General features: G+C 65.1%; 12 protein-coding genes. 5 read left to right on the top strand and 7 right to left on the bottom strand.

Features of this window, described 5'->3' with window-relative positions; genetic code table 11:
* Positions 1-5 precede the first annotated feature (5 nt).
* Complete coding sequence (locus ACLF6L_RS14870) at positions 6-2492, bottom strand: PepSY domain-containing protein (protein WP_412851988.1); 2487 nt, start codon at positions 2490-2492, stop codon at positions 6-8.
* A 194-nt stretch (positions 2493-2686) separates the two neighbouring features.
* On the bottom strand, positions 2687-4942 hold the full coding sequence (locus ACLF6L_RS14875; RefSeq protein WP_412851989.1) for a TonB-dependent receptor domain-containing protein: 2256 nt from the start codon (positions 4940-4942) through the stop codon (positions 2687-2689).
* A 238-nt stretch (positions 4943-5180) separates the two neighbouring features.
* On the opposite strand from ACLF6L_RS14875, the gene ACLF6L_RS14880 reads away from it, so the two are divergent.
* Together ACLF6L_RS14880 and ACLF6L_RS14885 are read left to right on the top strand one after the other, a co-directional pair.
* Positions 5181-5918 (top strand): response regulator, encoded by a 738-nt coding sequence (locus ACLF6L_RS14880; protein ID WP_238616500.1) that lies wholly within the window; start codon positions 5181-5183, stop codon positions 5916-5918.
* Between the two features lie 58 nt (positions 5919-5976).
* Positions 5977-7329 (top strand): ATP-binding protein, encoded by a 1353-nt coding sequence (locus ACLF6L_RS14885; RefSeq protein WP_412851990.1) that lies wholly within the window; start codon positions 5977-5979, stop codon positions 7327-7329.
* 21 nt (positions 7330-7350) lie between these two features.
* On the opposite strand, the gene ACLF6L_RS14890 is transcribed toward ACLF6L_RS14885, so the two are convergent.
* Together ACLF6L_RS14890 and ACLF6L_RS14895 are read right to left on the bottom strand one after the other, a co-directional pair.
* Positions 7351-7698 (bottom strand): hypothetical protein, encoded by a 348-nt coding sequence (locus ACLF6L_RS14890; protein ID WP_412851991.1) that lies wholly within the window; start codon positions 7696-7698, stop codon positions 7351-7353.
* Between the two features lie 23 nt (positions 7699-7721).
* On the bottom strand, positions 7722-8522 hold the full coding sequence (locus ACLF6L_RS14895; RefSeq protein WP_238616503.1) for an undecaprenyl-diphosphate phosphatase: 801 nt from the start codon (positions 8520-8522) through the stop codon (positions 7722-7724).
* Between the two features lie 475 nt (positions 8523-8997).
* On the opposite strand from ACLF6L_RS14895, the gene ACLF6L_RS14900 reads away from it, so the two are divergent.
* The gene (locus ACLF6L_RS14900) at positions 8998-10641 is read left to right on the top strand and encodes a methyl-accepting chemotaxis protein (protein WP_412851992.1); all 1644 of its coding nucleotides are present in this window, start codon (positions 8998-9000) and stop codon (positions 10639-10641) included.
* A 41-nt stretch (positions 10642-10682) separates the two neighbouring features.
* Here ACLF6L_RS14900 and ACLF6L_RS14905 read toward each other — a convergent pair whose 3' ends face one another.
* The 3 genes from ACLF6L_RS14905 to ACLF6L_RS14915 all read right to left on the bottom strand — a co-directional run bounded on the left by ACLF6L_RS14905 (position 10683) and on the right by ACLF6L_RS14915 (position 17042).
* A complete protein-coding gene (locus tag ACLF6L_RS14905) occupies positions 10683-14351 on the bottom strand; it encodes an AAA family ATPase (RefSeq protein WP_412851993.1) in 3669 nt (1222 codons plus the stop codon).
* Positions 14352-14362: 11 nt separating this feature from the next.
* A complete protein-coding gene (locus ACLF6L_RS14910; protein WP_412851994.1) occupies positions 14363-15598 on the bottom strand; it encodes an exonuclease SbcCD subunit D C-terminal domain-containing protein in 1236 nt (411 codons plus the stop codon).
* Between the two features lie 193 nt (positions 15599-15791).
* On the bottom strand, positions 15792-17042 hold the full coding sequence (locus ACLF6L_RS14915) for a NupC/NupG family nucleoside CNT transporter (RefSeq protein ID WP_412851995.1): 1251 nt from the start codon (positions 17040-17042) through the stop codon (positions 15792-15794).
* A 369-nt stretch (positions 17043-17411) separates the two neighbouring features.
* Between ACLF6L_RS14915 and katG the strand changes: the two genes are divergently transcribed.
* Together katG and ACLF6L_RS14925 are read left to right on the top strand one after the other, a co-directional pair.
* A complete protein-coding gene (gene katG, locus ACLF6L_RS14920; RefSeq protein ID WP_412851996.1) occupies positions 17412-19607 on the top strand; it encodes a catalase/peroxidase HPI in 2196 nt (731 codons plus the stop codon).
* A 192-nt stretch (positions 19608-19799) separates the two neighbouring features.
* Positions 19800-19925, top strand: a complete 126-nt coding sequence (locus ACLF6L_RS14925) for a hypothetical protein (RefSeq protein ID WP_412851997.1) — start codon at positions 19800-19802, stop codon at positions 19923-19925.
* The last annotated feature ends 39 nt before the right edge of the window (positions 19926-19964 follow it).

Below are 19964 nucleotides of genomic sequence, written 5' to 3' on the forward strand. Positions count from 1 at the left end.
CCCCTTCAGTACACATCACGCCGATAGCGGGCATCCGTTGACAGGGTTTCGAACCTTTCTTCACCCAGGATCTCCCGGAGGGCCTCATCCACCGCCGGCGCCATGGTCAGGGCACTGCCGCAGACCAGCACCACCGCCCCCTCGTCCACCCAGCGGACCACCTCATCGGCACAGGCCCGCAACTGATGCTGGACATACTCCCGCTGCTCCCCGTCCCGGGAAAAGGCCAAAGACAGGGCGACCAGACCACCCTGGGCCTGCCAACTCCGGATCTCGTCCTCATAGTAGAAATCATGGGCACGCTGGCGCTCCCCGAAGACCAGCCAGTTGGCGTGATGACCGGCGGTGATCCGCTCCACCAGATGGGCACGCAGGGCGGCCAGACCGGTGCCGTTGCCGATCAGGATCAAGGGACGGGTCTCCTGGTCGAGACGGAAATTGCGATTGGGGCGAAGGCGCAGGGACACCGACTGCCCCGGCTCCAGCGTGGCGGTGAGATAGCCCGAACCCAGGCCCAGCCGGCCGTCCTCACCGTGGACCTGCCGCACCAGCAGATTCAGACAGCCTTCGGCGGGCACGGAGGCGATGGAATACAGGCGAGTGACTTCATGCCCCCCGGTGACGGCGGCGGGGGCATGCACCTCCACCAGATCGCCGGCCTGCCAGTGTGCATCCACACCCTCGCCCGGCCTGAAGGACAGGTGAAAGGTGGAACCACCCAGGGACCCCGGGTTGAGCACCCGTCGCTCCACCAGTGTCCAGGGGGCCGGCGGCGACATCTCGCCATTCAAATCCATTTCCGCAGCCCCCAGGGAACGCAGCAATACCTGCCACTGGCCCAGGGCGGCAGGCTCGGTGCTGTCCACCTCCACCCGGGGTGCCACGGCGGTGGCGCCGCAGGATCGCAGCCATTCATCCAGGCTTCGACCGAAGGCGCAGAAGTGGCAGTAGCCCCGGTCACCCAGGGCCAGCAGGGCATATTCCATCGTGCTCAGATCCGGATGTTGCCGTTCCATGAGGCGGGCAAAGGGACGGGCCGGATCGGGGGGCTCCCCTTCCCCGTAGGTGGAGGCGATGAACAGCACGCGCCCCATGTCCTTGAGGTCATTTGGGGTCAGCGTGCCCAGCGGATGGACTGCCACCGCAAGGCCGGCAGCCTGGAACGCCCCCGCCGTCTTCCAGGCCTGGGTCTCGGCGTTGCCGGTCTGGCTGGCGAAGACCACATGGATACGCTCTCCCTCCCCGGTCCCGCGCTCGCCCGTGGGCTTCAGCCCGGCCTGAAGCAGGGCCGACCGGGCCACCTGGGCCTTGCGGCGGCGATCGATATACAGCACCAGCCCCGTGATGGCGAACAGGGGCATGATCAGACTGGCCACCATCATGGCGATGCGGCCGGGCATGCCGAAGAACGAGCCGCTGTGCAGCGGCAGCATGCTGGACATGAGCTTTTCATTCAGGGGACGGTCCGCATAGCGGATATGGCTTTGCACTTCGCCGGTGCCGGCCGCCAGGGTCAGGCGGTTCCAGGCCCGCTCATGGGCCGGCCGGGGGTCGAAATACATGAACTGGTAATCTCCCCCCGGCTGGGGCAGACGCAGGGTGGCGGTGGAATAGCCCAGCGGTGCCGCCTGCTCGAAGAGCCGCCAGACCCTGTCCACCTGCGCAAAACGGTCAACCGCCAACTGGCGAGGCGGGGATGCCTCGCGGCCCATGGGGCCACGGGGACCCGCTTCTCCGCCTCGGGCACTGCCCGGCCGGGCATCGGCATTGCCCTCCTGGGCGGGTTGCGGGGGACCCGGGCGCACCGGCATGGGTACGCCGCTGAGCTCATGCAGGCCGGCCCGGTACCAGTCATAGGACCAATACAGCCCCGTCAGGGCTGCCAGCAGATAGAGGGGCAGCACCCAGGTACCCACCACCCCATGCATGCTGGAGATGAACCCGCGCCCCGAGCGGCGAAAACTGAAGGTGAACCAGCCGGCCAGGGCCTTCCAGGACCGGGGCCAGCGCAGGTAGATGCCCGACAGCACCAGGATGATCAGCATGATGGTGGCCGCCCCGGTGATCTGCTTGCCCACGTCCCCCATCAGCAACCAGCGATGCAGGCGCTGCAAGGTGCGGAAGAAGGCCTGTCCCTTGAGTTCGGCGCCGATCAGCTCCCCGTTGTAGGGATTGAAATAGTGATTGACCCCGCGGCGGGCCTGCGGCCCGTCACCGGCCACGTTCACGGTGGCCGCATCCTGGGGATCGGAGGACAGGCTCAGGGAATTGATCTGCCGTTCCGGCAGGACCTCTTGGGCCTGTCGCAGCAGGGCTTCCGGAGACAGGCGTTGTGTGTCCAGGGGCTCCACCCGCAGGACATCACTGTTGATGGCGCGGATGATCTCGCGCTCGAAGGTCAGCATTCCCCCGGTCACGCCGAGGATGATCAGCACGACACCGACCGTGATGCCCATGAACCAGTGAAGCTGGAACCAGAGTTTGCGTAGCATGGAAGAATGCGCCTGTGCATGGAGAAGGAAAAGCGAAGAAAATACGGCCGAATACATGAGGCCCGTGGGCGCCGGCCTGCCGGCGGAGATCGCCGTATGCTGTCCTCAGGCAAGGTCCTTCGCCGCCGGGGGCCGCTCCCACAGGGACGGCCCCCGGGGATTAACTCCCATCGGGGGCCGGCACCCGCTTTGGATCAGAAGTCGTAGGTGGCGGACAGCCACAGACTCCGACGGTCCAGATACACCCCGCTGGTGGCGGCGGCGGTCTGGGTGTACCGGTAGGCGTGGTAGGTCTGGCCATCGTGGACATAGCTGTCCGATTTGCCGAAGTCCTTGTCCAGCAGGTTGTAGACGGTGCCGGTCAGGCGCACCCGGTCGGACATGCGATAGGTGGCGCCCAGGTTGAACACGGCGTAGCTGTCCAGCTTGTTACCCAGTTGCTGATACAGGGAAAGGTTCTGACCGGAGGTGGGCAGCCCGCCGCTAAAGCGCTCCCGGGAGGAATAGAACTCCCCGTCCAGGCGGGCCGACAGCCGGTCGCTGACATCCCACAGCAGTCGGGTGGTCAGGGCGTGCTCCGGCGTGTTGGTCAGCAACAGCCCCTTCTGGGCACCGGAGCGGATCTCGGTGTCCGTGTAGGTATAGCCGCCACTGATCTCCCAGGCCGGGGCAAAGCGATAACGGGCACTCAGTTCCACCCCCTGGGAAATGGCGCGATCGATGTTCACCGACTGGGAGAAATCTTCCTGCTCGGTGAAGTTACCGATGCTCAGACAGCCCGGTGTCCCGGCATGGGGCTGGTTGCCGCTCCCATCCACATACTGGCAGTTGAGGATCCCTTCACCGCTGGCAATCCGATCCGTGAAGCGGGTATGGAAGAGAGTGACATCCGCAGACAGCCCGGTTCGGTTGTCAAAGCTTGCGCCCAGCTCATAGTTGGTGCTCTTTTCCGGCTTGAGATGGGGTGAGCCGATGGTGATCGTCCGCCCCTGGTTGGTGAAACCGGTAATGCCGTCATGGAGCTGGTTCAAGGTGGGGGTCTTGTAACCCCGGCCGACACCGCCCTTCAAGGTCCACTGATCATCGGTCTTCCAGACCAGATAGGCGCGGGGGCTGAAGTGTCCGTCAAAGGCATCATGGTTTTCATAGCGGGCACCCAGGGTGAGGGCCAGATCATGTCTGAGCCACCACTCGTCCTCGACAAAGACCGACCAGTTGCTCTGCTCAAAGGCCTCGCTGCCTGCCGCGCCATCTTCCAGCTTGGAATCCACATACTGTCCACCCAGGGTCAGCATGTGATCGCCGGTGGGCATGACCCATTTGCCATCCACCACCAGGTCACGGTTCTCCAGCAACCTGGGCTCGCCGCCCACGGCCTCATAGCCGTAGTCCGGCGCACTGCCCGCGGGCAGGGTGCGGCCAAGGGTTTCCGTGGTGATGCGGGTCACACTGCCTTCCAGGGTGCCGGCCTCGAAATTGCCGCGATAACCCAGCACGGCCTGATCCCGGTTGAAGCGCATCTCATCCTCATAGCCCCAGACCGTGCCGGGCTGAGGGGCGCAGGTGTTGCGGTTGGTGCCATCCAGAGTGCCCAGACGGCAGTTTTCGTTGGAATAGGTCTGCCGGGCACGCTCCAGATCCAGCCAGACCTGCTGATCGTCCACGGGGGTCAGGGTCAGACGGCCGCCCAGGGTGTGGATCCGGGCCTCCGGTGGACGGGGATCACGCCCGGCGCTGTCCTCGATCAGCCGGTCCGAGGCATCCCGGTCGAACAGGCGTCCACGCACCTGCAGGCCCAACCGGTCTTCCACCAGCGGTCCGGTGGTGAAGACGCTGATGCTGGAGCTGTTGCCGGCACTGCGATCTTCCTGGAAGGTGTTTTCCACCGTGACGCTGCCCCCCCACTGTCGGCTGACCGGGCGGGTGATGATGTTGATCACCCCGCCCATGGCGTCCGATCCATACAGGGTGGACATGGGGCCACGGATTACCTCGATGCGCTCAATGGCCGACAGCGGCGGCAGGAAGCTGGTGGAGGTCTCGCCGAAGCCATTGGGGGTGACATTGCCTGAAGTGTTCTGGCGGCGACCATCGATCAGGATCAGGGTGTATTCACTGGGCAGACCGCGGATGCCGATGTTCAGTCCGCCGGTTTTGCCGGTGCCCGCCCGCACATCCACCCCCGGCACATCCGCCAGGGCCTCGGCCAGATTGGAAAAACGCTTCTGCTCCAGATCCTCCCGGGTCACCACCGAGATGCTGGCGGGGGCATCCCGCAGCGCCTGCTCAAAACCCGCGGCACTGATGACGGTGATCTCGTCCAGCCGGAGGGTTTCCGAAGCCAGGACGGAACCGACCATACCCCCCAGGGCCAGGGCCACGGCGGTCCTGAGCATCAGGGGGCGAAGGGTCGGAAATGAAGATACCGAGGGTCGGGCGGGTGAAACCATGACGTGACAACTCCCATTTAATGCGGATTGAACTGTTCTGGCAGGCTGCATGCCCTGACCTGGAGACATCCCGCGTCAGGGACAGGACTGGCTGGCTGACAGCAACAGGAGGAAGAAATAAGGGTGCGAATGTTAATCGATATCAATTAATATTATCAGCGTCCGCGCCCCTTCCACCGACCCGGGCGGCGCATCTTCACACAATCTCCACAATCCTCATGGACTTCCCTTCGACGGCATGTCTGCTATCCCAATCCCCCAGCCCGACATCCACCCCATGACCCGCGCCCATGTCCTGGTGGTGGAAGACGAACCCAAGATCGCCGCCCTGCTCTCGGATTACCTGCATCGGGACCACTACACGGTCAGCCTGCTGGACAGCGGGCAACCGGTGATGGACAGGCTTCGTGCCACCCCCCCCAACCTGATCCTGCTGGACATCATGCTGCCCGATATGGACGGGATGCGCCTGTGCCGGGAGATCCGGCAGATATCCACCGTACCCATCATCATGCTCACCGCCCGGATCGAGGAAGCCGATCGGCTCAGGGGCTTTGAACTGGGCGCGGATGACTATGTCTGCAAGCCGTTTAGCCCCCGGGAGGTCATGGCCCGGGTCCGGGCCCTGCTGCGTCGGGTGGGACAAGAGCCGATACCACCGTCGATGCACACCCAGGATGCCTTGGGACTGCATCTTGAACCCGCCTGTCACCGGGCCGTGTTCAACGGCCGGGAACTCACCCTCACCCCCGTGGAATTTCGTCTGCTGCAACAGTTTCATGATCAGCCGAACACCGTCCTGAGCCGGGAAAGCCTGCTCGACGGTCTCTACGATGACCATAGGGTGGTAACGGCACGCACGGTGGATAGCCACATCAAGAACCTGCGCAGGAAACTGCAGGCGGCCGCGCCGGGACACCGCCTGATCCAGGCGGTCTATGGTGTCGGCTACCGCTTCACTTCCTTGGCACCCTGAATCATTGGCTCAACTTCACCCACCCGCCCCTGGGCTGCGCACCAAGCTGTTTCTCGCCATGGTGATCACCTTCGCCATCCTGACCCTGGCCATCATGGGCGCCACGCGCCTGAGCTTCCAGCAGGGACTGGCGGGTTATCTGGCGCAGGTGGAGCAGGAACAGGCGCACAATTTCACCCGCACCCTGGCGGCGTATTACCGGGTCAACGGCAGTTGGGAGTCCCTGGTACAGAATCCGCGCCTGTGGGGGCGCCTGCAGCGGATGGCCGACGGCGCGCCGCCGGCCTATCCGTCCGAAGACGCGGTACTTCAGGATCTGATCCGGCGACCGGGACGTCTTGCCCTGCTGGATGAGACGGGCCGCAGGCTGATCGGACCGCCCCTGCCGTTCCCGGACGAGGGCAAGCGTTACCCGGTGCAGGTGGACGGCACCACCGTGGGCATCCTGTATGTGATGCCGTCCACCCACATCACCGACGGGCTGGCCCAGCAGTTCGAGCGCCAGCAGGAACGGATTCTGGGTCTTATCGGCCTGATCGCCCTGCTGGTGGCCGCCATCGCCTCCTACCTGCTGGCCAACCGCCTGCTGGGTCCGCTGCAGGCCCTGACGAGCGGCACCCGCGCCCTGACCACGGGCGACTACTCGGCCCGGGTACGACTGCGCACCCGGGATGAGTTCCAGACCCTGGCCGAGGACTTCAACCAGCTGGCCCTCACCCTGGCGCGGAATGAAGCGGCCCGGCGCCGCTGGATCGCCGACATCTCCCATGAACTGCGTACCCCCCTGTCGGTACTGCGGGGAGAAATGGAGGCGCTGGAAGACGGCATCCGCACGCTGGACATGCAAGCACTCCAGTCACTGCAGGCGGAGGCGGCCCTGCTGGGAAAACTGGTGGATGACCTCTATCAGCTGGCCCTGTGCGATGTGGGCTGCCTGGACTGTCACCGGGAAAGCGTGGACATGATCGCCCTGCTGCGGGAGACCGCGGTCCAGCACCAGACCCGTTTCACCCAGCAACGGCTGACCATCACCCAGGCACTGCCGCCCGCCCCGGCCTTCGTCCAGGCCGACCCGACCCGCCTGAAGCAGTTGCTGAACAACCTGCTGGAAAACACCCTGCGTTACACGGACCCCGGCGGCAGACTGCATGTGGAGGCCCGGCAACAGGATCGGCAGCTCATCATCACCCTGGACGACACCGCCCCCGGCGTACCCGCGGACGCCCTGCCCCTGCTGTTCGAACACCTGTTCCGGGTGGAGCCCTCCCGCAGCCGGCGCCACGGCGGCGCGGGCCTGGGTCTGGCCCTGTGCCGGCGCATCGTGGAAGGTCACGGGGGGCGGATCACCGCCGCGCCCTCCCCCCTGGGCGGACTGCGGATCAGCGTCTGCCTGCCGCTGACCAGGCCGTGACCGGCGGGTTGTTTCCTGCGATCAGTCCGCCACACCGTGCTCAGGCAACAGGCGATAGCGCCGTTTGCCGTCCGGGTATGCCGACTCCAGCAGCATGACGGTATCACCCACCACGGGCGGACGGCCCAGACCCTGGACCCGGGTTTCCTCGCCGGTTTCCAGACGGACCCGCAGGGTCACCAGAGTGACGGACTGACCGGAGCGCAGTCCGGTGGCGGTGCCTTCATTGACCTCCAGCACCGTCGCGCTCACCTGTCCCGTGACCGGGGCACCCTGGGGCAGCAGCCACAGCCCGGCCACCAGGGCAAACCCCATGACCACCACCAGAAACCTCAGGCGGTTGCTCACGTAACCAAACCCATCGGCCATGGCCACCCCTCCCCGGACAGGACTTACCAGAACATGAAGATCAGGAATGCCCCCAGCAGCAGCCGGTAGATGACGAAGGGCAAAAAGCTCATGCGGGCCAGCAGCTTGAGGAACAGGTGAATACACAGATAGGCGCTGATCCCGGCCACCAGGGCGCCGATCAGAATCATCGACCAGGCGACGTTTTCCTCCGGGGCCTGGATGAGCCCCCAGGTCTCATAGCCACCCGCCAGGGCGATGATGGGAATGGAAAGCAGGAAGGAGTAGCGGGCCGCCGCCTGACGGTTGAACCCCATGAACAGGGCGGCGGTCATGGTGGCACCGGAGCGGGAGACCCCGGGGATCAGCGCCAGGGCCTGGGCCAGACCGATCACCAGCACGTCCAGCCAGCCGATCTGGTACTCATCCCGGCGCCGCCGACCCACCCAGTCCGCCAGCCCCAGCAGCAGTGCGAAGGTGATGGTGGTGAAGATGATCACCTCCACCGAACGCAGGCTGGTGGAGATCACATCGTGGAACAGGAGTCCCGCCAGGCCCGCCGGAATGGTCCCCAGACCCACGGCCCAGGCCAGCTTGGCATCCGGAGTGAAACCCCGCCCCACCAGCGAGCCGGCCCAGTGGGTGGCCATGCGCCGCAGCTCGGCGCGGAAGTAGAAGATCACGGCTGCCAGACTGCCCACATGGGTGGCCACGTCAAAGGTGAGCCCCTGATCCTCCCAGGCGGTGAGCTCGGGCACCAGGATCAGGTGGGCGGCACTGGAAATGGGGAGAAATTCCGTCAGGCCCTGTACCAGGGCAAGGACCAGGGTCTGAAAGAGATCCAAGGGGAGGCTCCATTCGTGGGTTCCGGAGACACATTATCCGTGCCGCGTCCCGTTTGAACACCCCTTCTCTGTGCTTGTCGTTCTTCCATGGGGATGCCCGGGCAACACGCCTGTCGTCACACCTATGAATCCCCCGCCGTCACTCCTGAAATCTCTTGCTGTCGCTCCCGCGCAGGCGGGAGCCCATAATGCCCAAGCCCGCCCCTGGATTCCCGCTTGCGCGGGAATGACGGCGTTGAAACCAGCCGCCGATGATGGATACCCATGGATTCCGCTGATGCGGGAATGACTTGTTCAGAGCGCCCTTTAGGGAATAACCTTTCGACCGATATTGATCATCAAGAGACGGCCAGCGACTGCTCAATCAACCATCGGACCCACTGGATGGCAGGCAGCCGTGACGGATGGTGACGGTACCGGGGGACCGCACCTCAAGTCGAAAAACCAAAACAAGAATCGACATAGGGACGACAAAATGACAATCCGGCTGCGGATGATCCTGTTTGCCAGCTTGAGCTTCCTGCTGCTGGGTTGCCTGCTCACCGGCGTGGCGCACCTTTCCGCGTCGGGGATGGCCCGGCTGCTGGTTGACCACACACTCCTCATGAAGGTCGACGGGGACCTGCAAGCCCTGAAATCCTACCTCAAGAACCATTACGGCTCCCTGAGCGTCCACAATGGACAACTACTGGACAGTGACGGCCGCCCGATTGAAGGTCGTTTCGAGATGGTGGACGCCTTCCACCGGGACATGGGGGTGGACCTGGGACTGTCCGTGCGGCGCGGGGACGATTTCGTCAGGGTCAGCACCAATCTTCGCAACGCAGAGGGACAAAGGGCCATAGGCACGACGCTGAGCCGGCAATCGCCCGCCTACGACGCCATGATCCGTGGTGAGCGGCACGTCGGCGAGCTGCAGGTGCTGGGCACGCGCTACCTGGCCGCCTATGAGCCGGTGATGGACGATGCTGGCCGGGTCATCGGGATGTTCGGCCTGGGGGTGTCCCGCCAGGACGCGGACGACATCATCGCCTCGGGCATGCGGCGCCTGGTGACCTGGATGCTGGTCGCGCTGGCCGCCGCCATCCTGCTGGGCCTGATGCTGTCCGTTGGCTTTGCAGGCATGATCACCCGCCCCATCCGGGAACTGGCCGGTGCCCTGAAGGAGATTGCCGAAGGCGGCGGCGACCTGACACGCAGGCTCAAGGTGCGGGGCCAAGACGAAGTGACCGAACTCTCCGCAGCCTTCAACCGGTTCGCGGACCGAATCCATGAACTGGTTCGCGGTGTAACCCAGGGCACGGAACAAATCGCCGGAGCCGGCAACCAGTTGTCCAGCCATGCCGTGCAGGCACAAGGCCAGACCGAGCGGCAGACCCGGGAGATCGAGCAGGTTGCCACCGCCATGAACGAGATGGTCACCACCATTCAGGAAGTGGCCAGAAACGCCAGCCAGGCCGCCGATTCAGCCCGGGCCACCCGGACCGAAACCACTGCCGGCAACCGGGTGGTGTCGGAAACCATCCAGGCCATCGGGGAACTGGTCACGGAGGTGGAAAACGCCGCCGAGGCGATGAATCGCCTTTCCACCGACAGCGACGATATCGGCAAGGTGGTGGACGTGATACGAGGCATCGCCGAACAGACCAACCTGCTGGCCCTCAATGCCGCCATCGAGGCGGCCCGGGCCGGTGAAAAGGGACGGGGATTTGCCGTTGTGGCCGACGAGGTTCGTACCTTGGCCAGCCGCACCCAGGCCTCCACCCAGGAGATCCAGGCCATGATCGAACGGCTGCAAAAGGGCGCCAACGATGCGGCCCAGGTCATGAACCGGGGCCAGACAAAAGCCAGAAACACGGCGGAAAAGGCCGGCTTCGCGGAAGCCTCTTTGTCCACCATAGAAACCGGCATCGCCGCCATCTCCGACATGAACCTGCAGATCGCCAGTGCCGCGGAGGAACAATCCACCGTGGCCGAAGAGATCAACCGCAACATCAACAATATCAGTCAATCCGCCATCCAGACCGCCCAGAGCGCCACGCACATCGCCACCACCAGTGACGGGCTTGCGGGAACCGCCGCGGCACTGCGAAAACAGATCCAGGGCTACAAGACATGAGTTCAGAATGGTGGTGACCCGGCGACTCACGGTCGACGGGATCATGTCCCCCCACGACACCCCGGACCGCTGATCCGGCTTCTGCCTCCGGTCTGGGGGGTCACCTGGATACGGGTGGCGATGCGTTCCTTCAGTGCGGATACATGGGAGATCAGGCCGATCAGCTTGCCCTCTTCCCGCAGCCCCGCCAGGGTCTGCAGGGCCGTATCCAGGGCATCGTCGTCCAGGGTACCGAACCCTTCGTCCAGGAACAGGGAATCCACCCGAACCTGACGCCCCGCCATGTGGGACAGCCCCAGGGCCAGCGCCAGACTGACGATGAACCCCTCGCCGCCGGAGAGGTTCTTGGTGGAACGGATCTCGCCCCCCTGATAGCTGTCGATCACGTTCAGCTCCAGCGGCTGGGCCTCGTCGCGGATCAGCAGATAACGGTCCGTCATTTTCTGCAACTGCCGGTTGGCGTGGCCGATCATCAGTTCGAAGGTCAGCCCCTGGGCAAAGTTGCGGTATTTCTTGCCGTCGGCGGACCCGATGAGTTCATGCAACTGATCCCAGCGGTCACACTCCCGTTGCTGTGCCTCGATGGCCGCCGTCTGCTCCCGATACCGGTGCCGCAGGGTGTCATTGTCCGCCAGGCGCTGACGCAGTCCGCCGATCGCCTGCTGCACCGCCTGATGGGCACGGATCTGCTCCGTCAGCTGTTCCCGCAGCACCACCAGGGGCTGATCGGTCAAAGCCTGTTCCCGGGCCGTCGCCAGCAGACGGCGGGTGTCCTCGGCGCGGGCGTCCAGGGCCACCCGCGCCGCCTCCAGTGCCTGGGCCTGTTCGCTCAGTGCCCGGCGCTCGGGTTCCGGCAGACAGGCGGCCTGGAAGTCGGCCTCATCCGCCAGGCCCAGCGCCTCCAGGCGCTGCCGGAAGGCCGTCTCCGCCTCCCGCAGCCGGGGTTCCCGCTCCGCCAGGGCCGTGCGCAGATCCTCCAGCCGGATGCGCAACTGCCGGCATTCATCCCCCGTCCGGCGGGCCTGTTCCCGGGCCGACTCCAGCGCCCCGTCCGCCGCTTCCACGGCGGCCTCCAGCTGTTGCTGTTCCGTCTCCGGCGACTGCTCCCCCAGTAACCGCCGGCGCTCGGCCCAAAGGATCTCGGTCGACTGTTCCAGGGTGTCGGCCTGGATGGACCGCTGATGCACATCCTCGGCGCTGTCCCGGATCTGTCCGTCACGATGGGTCATGCCGATCTCCAGGGCCTTGAGTTCTCCCTCCAGGGTCGCCAGGGCCTGCCGGCGGGACTGCCATTGATCATGACGCTGTTCCAGTTGTTCCAGCAGCGCGGGCAGGGATGCCCGATCGACGGACCGGATACCCAGCGGCTGCACCGAATCCAGCAGCAGATCCTGCTGCCGGGCTAGGCGCGCCCGCAACTCCGACAGCTCCCCGTCCAGTCGCCGGACCGTCGCCGCTTCCCCATCCCGGCGATGGCCGGCGGCCATCAAGGCCTTTTCCGCCTCGACCAGCGCCTCCCGGGCCTGCTCCAATGCCTGTCGACGCCCCTCCAGCGCCGTCTGGTCCGCCTCCACCGTCGCAATGCGCGAGGCGACGGCCTTCAGTTGATCGGCATTCTCCCCGGCCAGGGCCTCCAGTTGCCCGGGCCACTCGGGGTCCGCCGACGCCAAGGCTTCCCCATGGCGGACCAGTTCGGTGGTCCACGCCTCCAGTGCCGTGGCCTGGGTCTGCCGTTCCCGGGAAATCCGTTCCAGATCCTTATCCACCTGGGCCCGTCGAACCCGCAGATCCGTGTCCTGTTGCCGCAGGGTCTTCAGTTCGGTCCTGACCCGCTCAAGGGCCTCCCGGGTCTCGTCCGCCGCGGGCACATTGCCCCGTGCATAGGGGTGGTCAAGGGCGCCGCACAGGGGGCAGGGTTCCCCGTCCCGTAACTGCCCACGCGCCGATTCCAGGGCCTCGATGCGCTGCAGCAGACCCTGCTGGGTCTCCAGCAATGTCGCCTTTTCCTCCAGCCCGTGGAGCCGTTCGGCCAGGGTTCCGGCCTCCCCGCCCAGGCGCTCAAGGTCCGCGGACAATCCCTGCTCCTCCACCACCAGGGCCGCCAGCCGGGAGTGAGCCTGATCCCGGGCCGCCAGGGCCTCCCCTGCCTGCCGGATCCGCGTCTCCCGCGCCTGCAACGCCGCCAGATCCGAGCGCCAGTCGGTCAGGGTCCGGCCCAGCAGCCGGGCTTCCATGACCTGGTGGATCTCCTGCCACCCGGCCTGCAGATCCTGCTGCGCCAGGGTCAAGGCTTCAAACCGCTCGTGGCAGGCCTGTCGCTCCGCCTCGGCCCGTTCCTGGGCCTCACGATACTGCCGAAGCGCGGTGATCCCCTCATCCTGCTGTCGATGCAGGGCCTCCAGGGCATTGGCCTGCTCCCGGATGCCGGTCAGCCGACCCACCAGGGTTTCATCGGCACGGGTCCGGTCCAGTTCACCACGCAATGCCTCGATCTGTTCCCGTCCCGCCTGCAACCGCGCTTCCGCCCCGGTCTGCTCCGAGCGTAGCGCCTCCAGACGCTGCTTCGAAGTCGCCAGCGTTTCATGGGACTGGGCCAGGGCGGCGCGACGGTCGGCGACCTGCAGATCCAGTTCCCGTACCTTCTGCAGCACCGGCAGACGCGCCCGCAGCGTCTCGCGGGCGGTGTTCAGTTGTTCCTGCGTTTGCTGCAGGACGGCTTCCGCCTGCCGGGCCGCCTCCTCGGCACCGGGCAACTCGGCCTCACCGGCAACCTGCCGCGCCCGATCCCGTGCCTGACCCTGGCGCAACTGGATCAGGGCGGCATGATCGCCCGCCAACTCCAGGGCCTGCCGGGCCCGGTGCAGCCGTTGCCGATCCGGGGCGAAGGCCTCGATACGGGCCTCAAGATCCGCTGCCTCCTGTTGGATCTGCAACTGGGCGGCCTCCAGTGTCGCGATCCCCTCCAACCAGTCGACGGCCTTGCGCTGCTGTTCCACCTGTGCGTGCAAGGCCGTCTCCTGGGCCTGCCGCGCCGCCAGTTCCGCCGACAACTGCTGCTCTTCCTCCAGGCTGAGCAGACGCATGCCTTCCAGCGCCGTCCGTAGATGCTCAAGGGTACGGCGGGCCTCGCCGCGACGCTCATGCACGGCCACGGAGATGCGGCTGTAGATCTCCGTGCCGGTGATCTGCTCCAGGATCGGCGCGCGCTCGTCCGGCGGCGCCTGCAGGAAGGCCGCAAAACCGCCCTGGGCCAGCAGCATGGAACGGGTGAAACGCTCGAAATCCATGCCCGTGGCCTGTTCGATCTGTTCCGCCACCCCCCGGACCTTGGCCTCGAAGATCTCCCCGGTGTCCGCATTGGCGATCTCGTGGCGGGGGGCCTGCAACTCCCCGTCGGGCCGCCGCCGGGCCCGGTGCTGGCTCCAGTGGCAACGATAACGTCCCGTCGGCGTCTCGAAGGTGACTTCGGCAAAGCAGTCACCCGTGTGCCGGGACATGACCTCGTTGCCGCTGCGGTTGACCCGGTGCAGGCGCGGCGTGCGCCCGTACAGAGCCAGGCAGATGGCGTCCAGCAACGTGGTCTTGCCGGCGCCGGTGGGGCCGGTGATGGCAAAGATGCCGTCGGCGGTGAAAGCGGGATGGGTCAGGTCGATCTCCCATTCACCGGCCAGGGAATTGAGGTTCTTGAAACGTATCTGCAGGATGCGCACGGGGCAGAGTCCTATTCCGCAAGCGGGTCGGCATCATGGAGGGCGGCCACGGTCTCCCGATAGGCCAGGCGCAGGGACGGCCGCTGCGTGTCCGGCACTTCATGCCGGGTCAGGCAGCGTTCGAAGACATCATGGACATCCAGATCATCCAGGGTTTCCCGGTCGTGGCACTGCGCCAGCACACGGTCGATGACCCGGGCATTCTTCAGCCGCAGGACCTCCAGACGACTGCCCGCCAGGATCTCGTCCAGCCGTGCCCGCAGGTCACCGATCACCGCCTCCCCCTCGTAGATGATCTCCAGCCAGGCCCGCGAGTCGGCGGCAACCAGTTCCCGCAACCGGGTCTGGATCGCCTCCCAGTCGCCACGCACCCGGGCCAGGGGTTGGAACACCGGCACCTCCGGACAACGCACTGTCAGGGTGCCGCCTGCCTCCAGTTCCACCAGGCAGACACTCTTGCGTTGCCCGGCCTCGCCAAAGCCCATGGGCAGGGGCGAGCCGCTGTAGCGCACCCGCTCCGAGCCCTGCACCGTCTGCGCCACGTGCAAATGGCCCAGGGCCACATAGTCCAGGCCATCAGGGAAGATATCGCTGCCCACGTGGGCCAGGGCCCCCACATACAGATCCCGCACCCCGTCGCCGTCCACCGTCCGGCCACCGGCGGTAAACAGATGGCCCGTGGCCAGCATGGGCGGATGCCCGTCCAGTGCCGCCCGGCGCCGACAGGCCAGTTCGACCACGCTCCGGTAATGGTCACGGATTCCCTCGATCAGCTTGCGGTCCTTGTCTTCCACGCTCTCCCCCGCCTCCACCCGGCGGATATCCCGGTCCCGCAGATAGGGCACGGCGCAGACCACCAGTTCCGCCGTCCCCGTCTCCGGGTGATGCAGGACCAGCACCTCGTCGGCAGGGTCATCGGGCACGGCACCGATCACATGCACATCCAGCACCTTCAGCAGTTCGCGGGGGGCATCCAGAAAGGTGGGGGAATCATGATTGCCGGCCACCACCACCACATGCCGGCAGCAGGAACCGGCCAGCCGGCACAGAAACCGGTAATACAGGGACTGGGCCCGGTTGCTGGGGGTGCTGGTGTCGAACACATCCCCGGCCACCACCAGCACATCCACCCCGGCGTCCTCGATGAGCACGGCCAGCCAGTCCAGAAAGGCCTCAAATTCCTCATAACGCTGGCGGCCGAAAAGACGTCGGCCCAGATGCCAGTCGGAGGTGTGGAGGATTTTCAATGTTCAAGCCCCCCTCGCGCTACCGGCGTCGCCCCAATGCCGGCAATGGCACGGCGGTTCGTCGGCACCATGGGTGCCGACATTGTTGAAGAAATGCTCCATCGGAAACTCCGCCACACTCTGCTCCTTCACTCCCAACCACTCCAACACTCCCAAACACGCCGTGGCAACAGAGGCCCATGTCCTTCCCCACTCACCCCAACGGCGTCAGCAACCCCACCACGGCTCCGGTCATCAGGGTGGCCAGTGTCCCGGCCACCAGGGCTCGCATCCCCAGTGCCACCACCTCGCCACGCCGCTCCGGCACCATCGCGCCCAGACCACCGATGAGGATGCCCAGACTGCCCAGGTTGGCAAAGCCGCTCAGGGCATAGATCAGGATGAGCTCGGAACGCGGGGAAAGCACCTGAGGGTCCAGCTGCGCCAGCTGCAGGAAGGCCAGCATTTCGTTGAGGACGGTCTTCACACCCAGCAATGTCCCGGCCACCTGGGCCTCCGCCCAGGGAATGCCCATCAACCACGCCAGCGGCGCCATGATCCAGCCCAACAGGCGTTCCAGGCTCAGGTCGGCTCCCCCCACCGCGGGCAGCAGGCCCAGCAGGCCGTTGGCCAGGGCCACGAGGGCGATCAGCACCACCAGCAAGGCCACGATCTGCAGCAACAGCTCCAGTCCCCGCAGGGTACCCCGGGTGATGGCGTCCATGGTCCCGGCCGCCGGATCCAGCCCCTCGTCCAGCGCCCCCTGAGTGGCCGGGCCGGTGGCGGGGACCATCACCGCCGCGATCAGCAGCGCCGCGGGCAGGCTGATCACCGAGGCAATGATCAGGTGCCCCAGGGCGTCATCCAGCACATGGCCGATGAAGGTGGCATAGAGCACCAGCATGGTGCCCGCCAAAGTGGCCATGCCCACGGTCATCAGGGCAAACAGCTCGCTTCGGGTCATGCGCGCCAGATAGGGTCGCACCAGCAGAGAGGACTCCACCATGCCCAGAAAGACATTGGCCGCCGTCCCCACCCCCAGGGCTCCGCCGATGCCGAAACTGCGCTCCAGCACCCGGGAAGCCCCGCGAATGATCAGCGGCAACACACGCCAGTGGAACAGCAAGGCCGACAGGGCACTCATGACCAGGATCAGCGGCAAGGCCTGGAAGGCGAAGACAAAGGCCTGCCCGGCCCCTTCGGCCTCGAAGGGTAACTCGGCACCACCCAGATAACCGAAGACAAAGGCCGTGCCCGCCCGAGTGGCCTGGCTCAGGGCAATGACCAGTTCGTTGGCCCACAGGAACAGATGACGTCCGCCCGGCACCCACAGCAACAACGCCGCCAGACCGAACTGCAGTCCCAGGCCCGCCGCCACCGCCCGCCAGGGCATGCGCCAGCGATCCTCGCTGAGCAACCAGGCGATGCCGATGAAGACCACCAGTCCGGCAATTCCCTGCACCATCAACACGGGCTCGCCCCCCAAGTTCAAATGTCGGGGAGGATAACCCGCGGATGGCGAACCTGGGTATCCGGGGCACACCGAAGCAGCTGATGCACCGGCATGGCCCACAGCCTCATCCCACAGGGACGAGGGCATCAATCAATTGTTAAAAACTATCAAAAAAATGAAAACCATTTATTTGATTGTATTACCCATACCATCTATAAACTAATAACGAACGCAGGGCGAACGAATTGGCGCGAGTCACTCCCGGCAGTCATCGTCGGTGAACCTGGCCTCGCACAGGCCGCATGAGCGGGCTGCCCTGCCCCGAACGTGGTCTGGATTTTGATCGAATCAACCAACCAAGTGGTAAATGGGGAGATAGACATGGCCGGAAACAACGTCAGCAGCCCGGGCAAGTGCCCGGTAGTACACGGCGGCAACACCGCCAGCGGAGCTTCCAACAACGTCATGGAATGGTGGCCCAATGCACTGAACCTGGACATCCTTCACCAGCATGATTCCAAGACCGACCCCCTGGGCGAAGATTTTGATTATGCAGAGGAATTCAAGAAGCTGGATCTGGAAGCCGTAAAGCGGGACCTGCGGGCGCTGATGACGGACAGCCAGGACTGGTGGCCGGCCGACTGGGGACACTACGGCGGCCTGATGATCCGCATGGCCTGGCACGCCGCCGGCACCTACCGCATTGCCGACGGCCGCGGGGGGGCCGGGACCGGCAACCAGCGCTTTGCGCCGCTCAACAGCTGGCCCGACAACGTCAACCTGGACAAGGCCCGTCGCCTGCTGTGGCCGATCAAGAAAAAGTACGGCAACCAGCTCTCCTGGGCCGATCTGATCATTCTGGCCGGCAACATGGCCTATGAGTCCATGGGTCTGAAGACCTTCGGCTTTGCCGGTGGCCGCGCGGACATCTGGCATCCGGAAAAAGATATCTACTGGGGCTCCGAGAAGGAATGGCTGGCCAAGTCCGGCGGCGAAGGCAGCCGCTACTCCGGCGAGCGCGACCTGGAAAACCCCCTGGCCGCCGTGATGATGGGCCTGATCTACGTCAATCCGGAAGGGGTGGACGGCAATCCCGACCCACTCAAGACCGCCCATGACGTGCGCATCACCTTTGCCCGCATGGCGATGAACGATGAGGAAACCGTGGCCCTGACCGCCGGTGGCCATACCGTGGGCAAATGCCATGGTAACGGCGATGCCTCCAGGCTGGGCTCGGACCCCGAAGGGGCCGGCGTCGAAGAACAGGGCCTGGGCTGGCATAACCCCCAGGGCAAGGGCTGTGGCCGTGAAACCATCACCAGCGGCATTGAAGGCGCCTGGACCACCTACCCCACCAAGTGGGACAACGGCTACTTCAAGATGCTGCTGGAGCACGAATGGGAGCTGAAGAAGAGCCCGGCCGGTGCCTGGCAGTGGGAGCCTGTCGATATCAAGGAGGAAGACAAGCCGGTGGACGTGGAAGATCCGTCCATCCGCTACAACCCGATCATGACCGACGCCGACATGGCCATGATCAAGGACCCCATCTATCGGGAGATCTCCGAGCGTTTCTACAAGGATCCCGAGTATTTCAACGAGGTCTTCGCCAGGGCCTGGTTCAAGCTGACCCACCGCGATCTGGGGCCGAAGAGCCGTTACCTGGGTCCGGACGTGCCCCAGGAGGACCTGATCTGGCAGGACCCCATCCCCACCGTGGATTACACCTTGGATGATGGCGAAATCGCCGACCTCAAGAACAAGATCCTCGCCAGCGGCCTGAGCGTTTCCGAGCTGGTCGCCACTGCCTGGGACAGTGCCCGTACCTTCCGTGGTTCCGACTGCCGGGGCGGCGCCAACGGCGCCCGGATTCGTCTGGCGCCGATGTGCGACTGGGAAGGCAACGAGCCGGAACGTCTCAAGAAGGTACTGGGCGTGCTGGAAGGCATCCAGGCCGGCCTGGGCAAGCCGGTGAGCATGGCCGACCTGATCGTGCTGGGCGGTACGGCGGCGGTGGAAAAGGCGGCACGGGATGCCGGCGTGGACATCACCGTGCCCTTTGCACCGGGCCGTGGGGATGCCACCGAGGAGATGACCGACACTGAGTCCTATGCCGTGCTGGAACCCATCCACGACGGCTACCGCAACTGGCAGCAGAAGGACTATGTGGTCACCGGTGAGGAACTGTTGCTGGACCGCACCCAGCTGATGGGGCTGACCGCCCCGGAAATGACGGTGCTGGTGGGCGGCATGCGCGTCCTGGGCACCAACCATGGCGGCACCCGGCATGGTGTGTTCACGGATCGCGTGGGCGTGCTGAGCAACGACTTCTTCGTCAACCTCACCGACATGCGCTACAGCTGGAAACCGGCCGGCAACAACCTCTACGAAATCCGTGATCGCAAGAGCGGCGAGGTGAAGTGGACGGCCACCCGGGTTGATCTGGTGTTCGGTTCCAACTCGATCCTGCGTTCCTATGCCGAAGTCTATGCCCAGGACGACAACCGGGAGAAGTTCGTCAAGGACTTCGTCAAGGCATGGGTCAAGGTGATGAATGCTGACCGCTTTGATCTGAAGTAGGTGGAGGGATAGAGGCGGGGTTCAGACCCCGCCTCTACCATTCACTCTGAAATCTTCGGGCGCAAACTGATTTCGGCTGCGCCCTTTTTTCGTCTGCAGATCTTGATCTGCTGAAAGCTTTCCCTCGCCGAACCATTCCTATTGACCCTTGCCCTGGCAAAGGCCTGCGAAACCCTGGGCGTGACATTCCTGATGAACACCTCGATCGAGGCCATTGACACCGGCAAAAGTGGCCGTCACCCACTTCAACACCGCATCCGGATGGGAGGGATTGATGAGGTCTCCGTCGACAACTATCTGGCCCTCCTGCTCCGGTAGCGGCGCGGACTGAGCCAGCAGTGATTCGGTGGGCCGCTG

This window comes from Ectothiorhodospira shaposhnikovii (assembly GCF_047222355.1).
Lineage (GTDB): Bacteria > Pseudomonadota > Gammaproteobacteria > Ectothiorhodospirales > Ectothiorhodospiraceae > Ectothiorhodospira.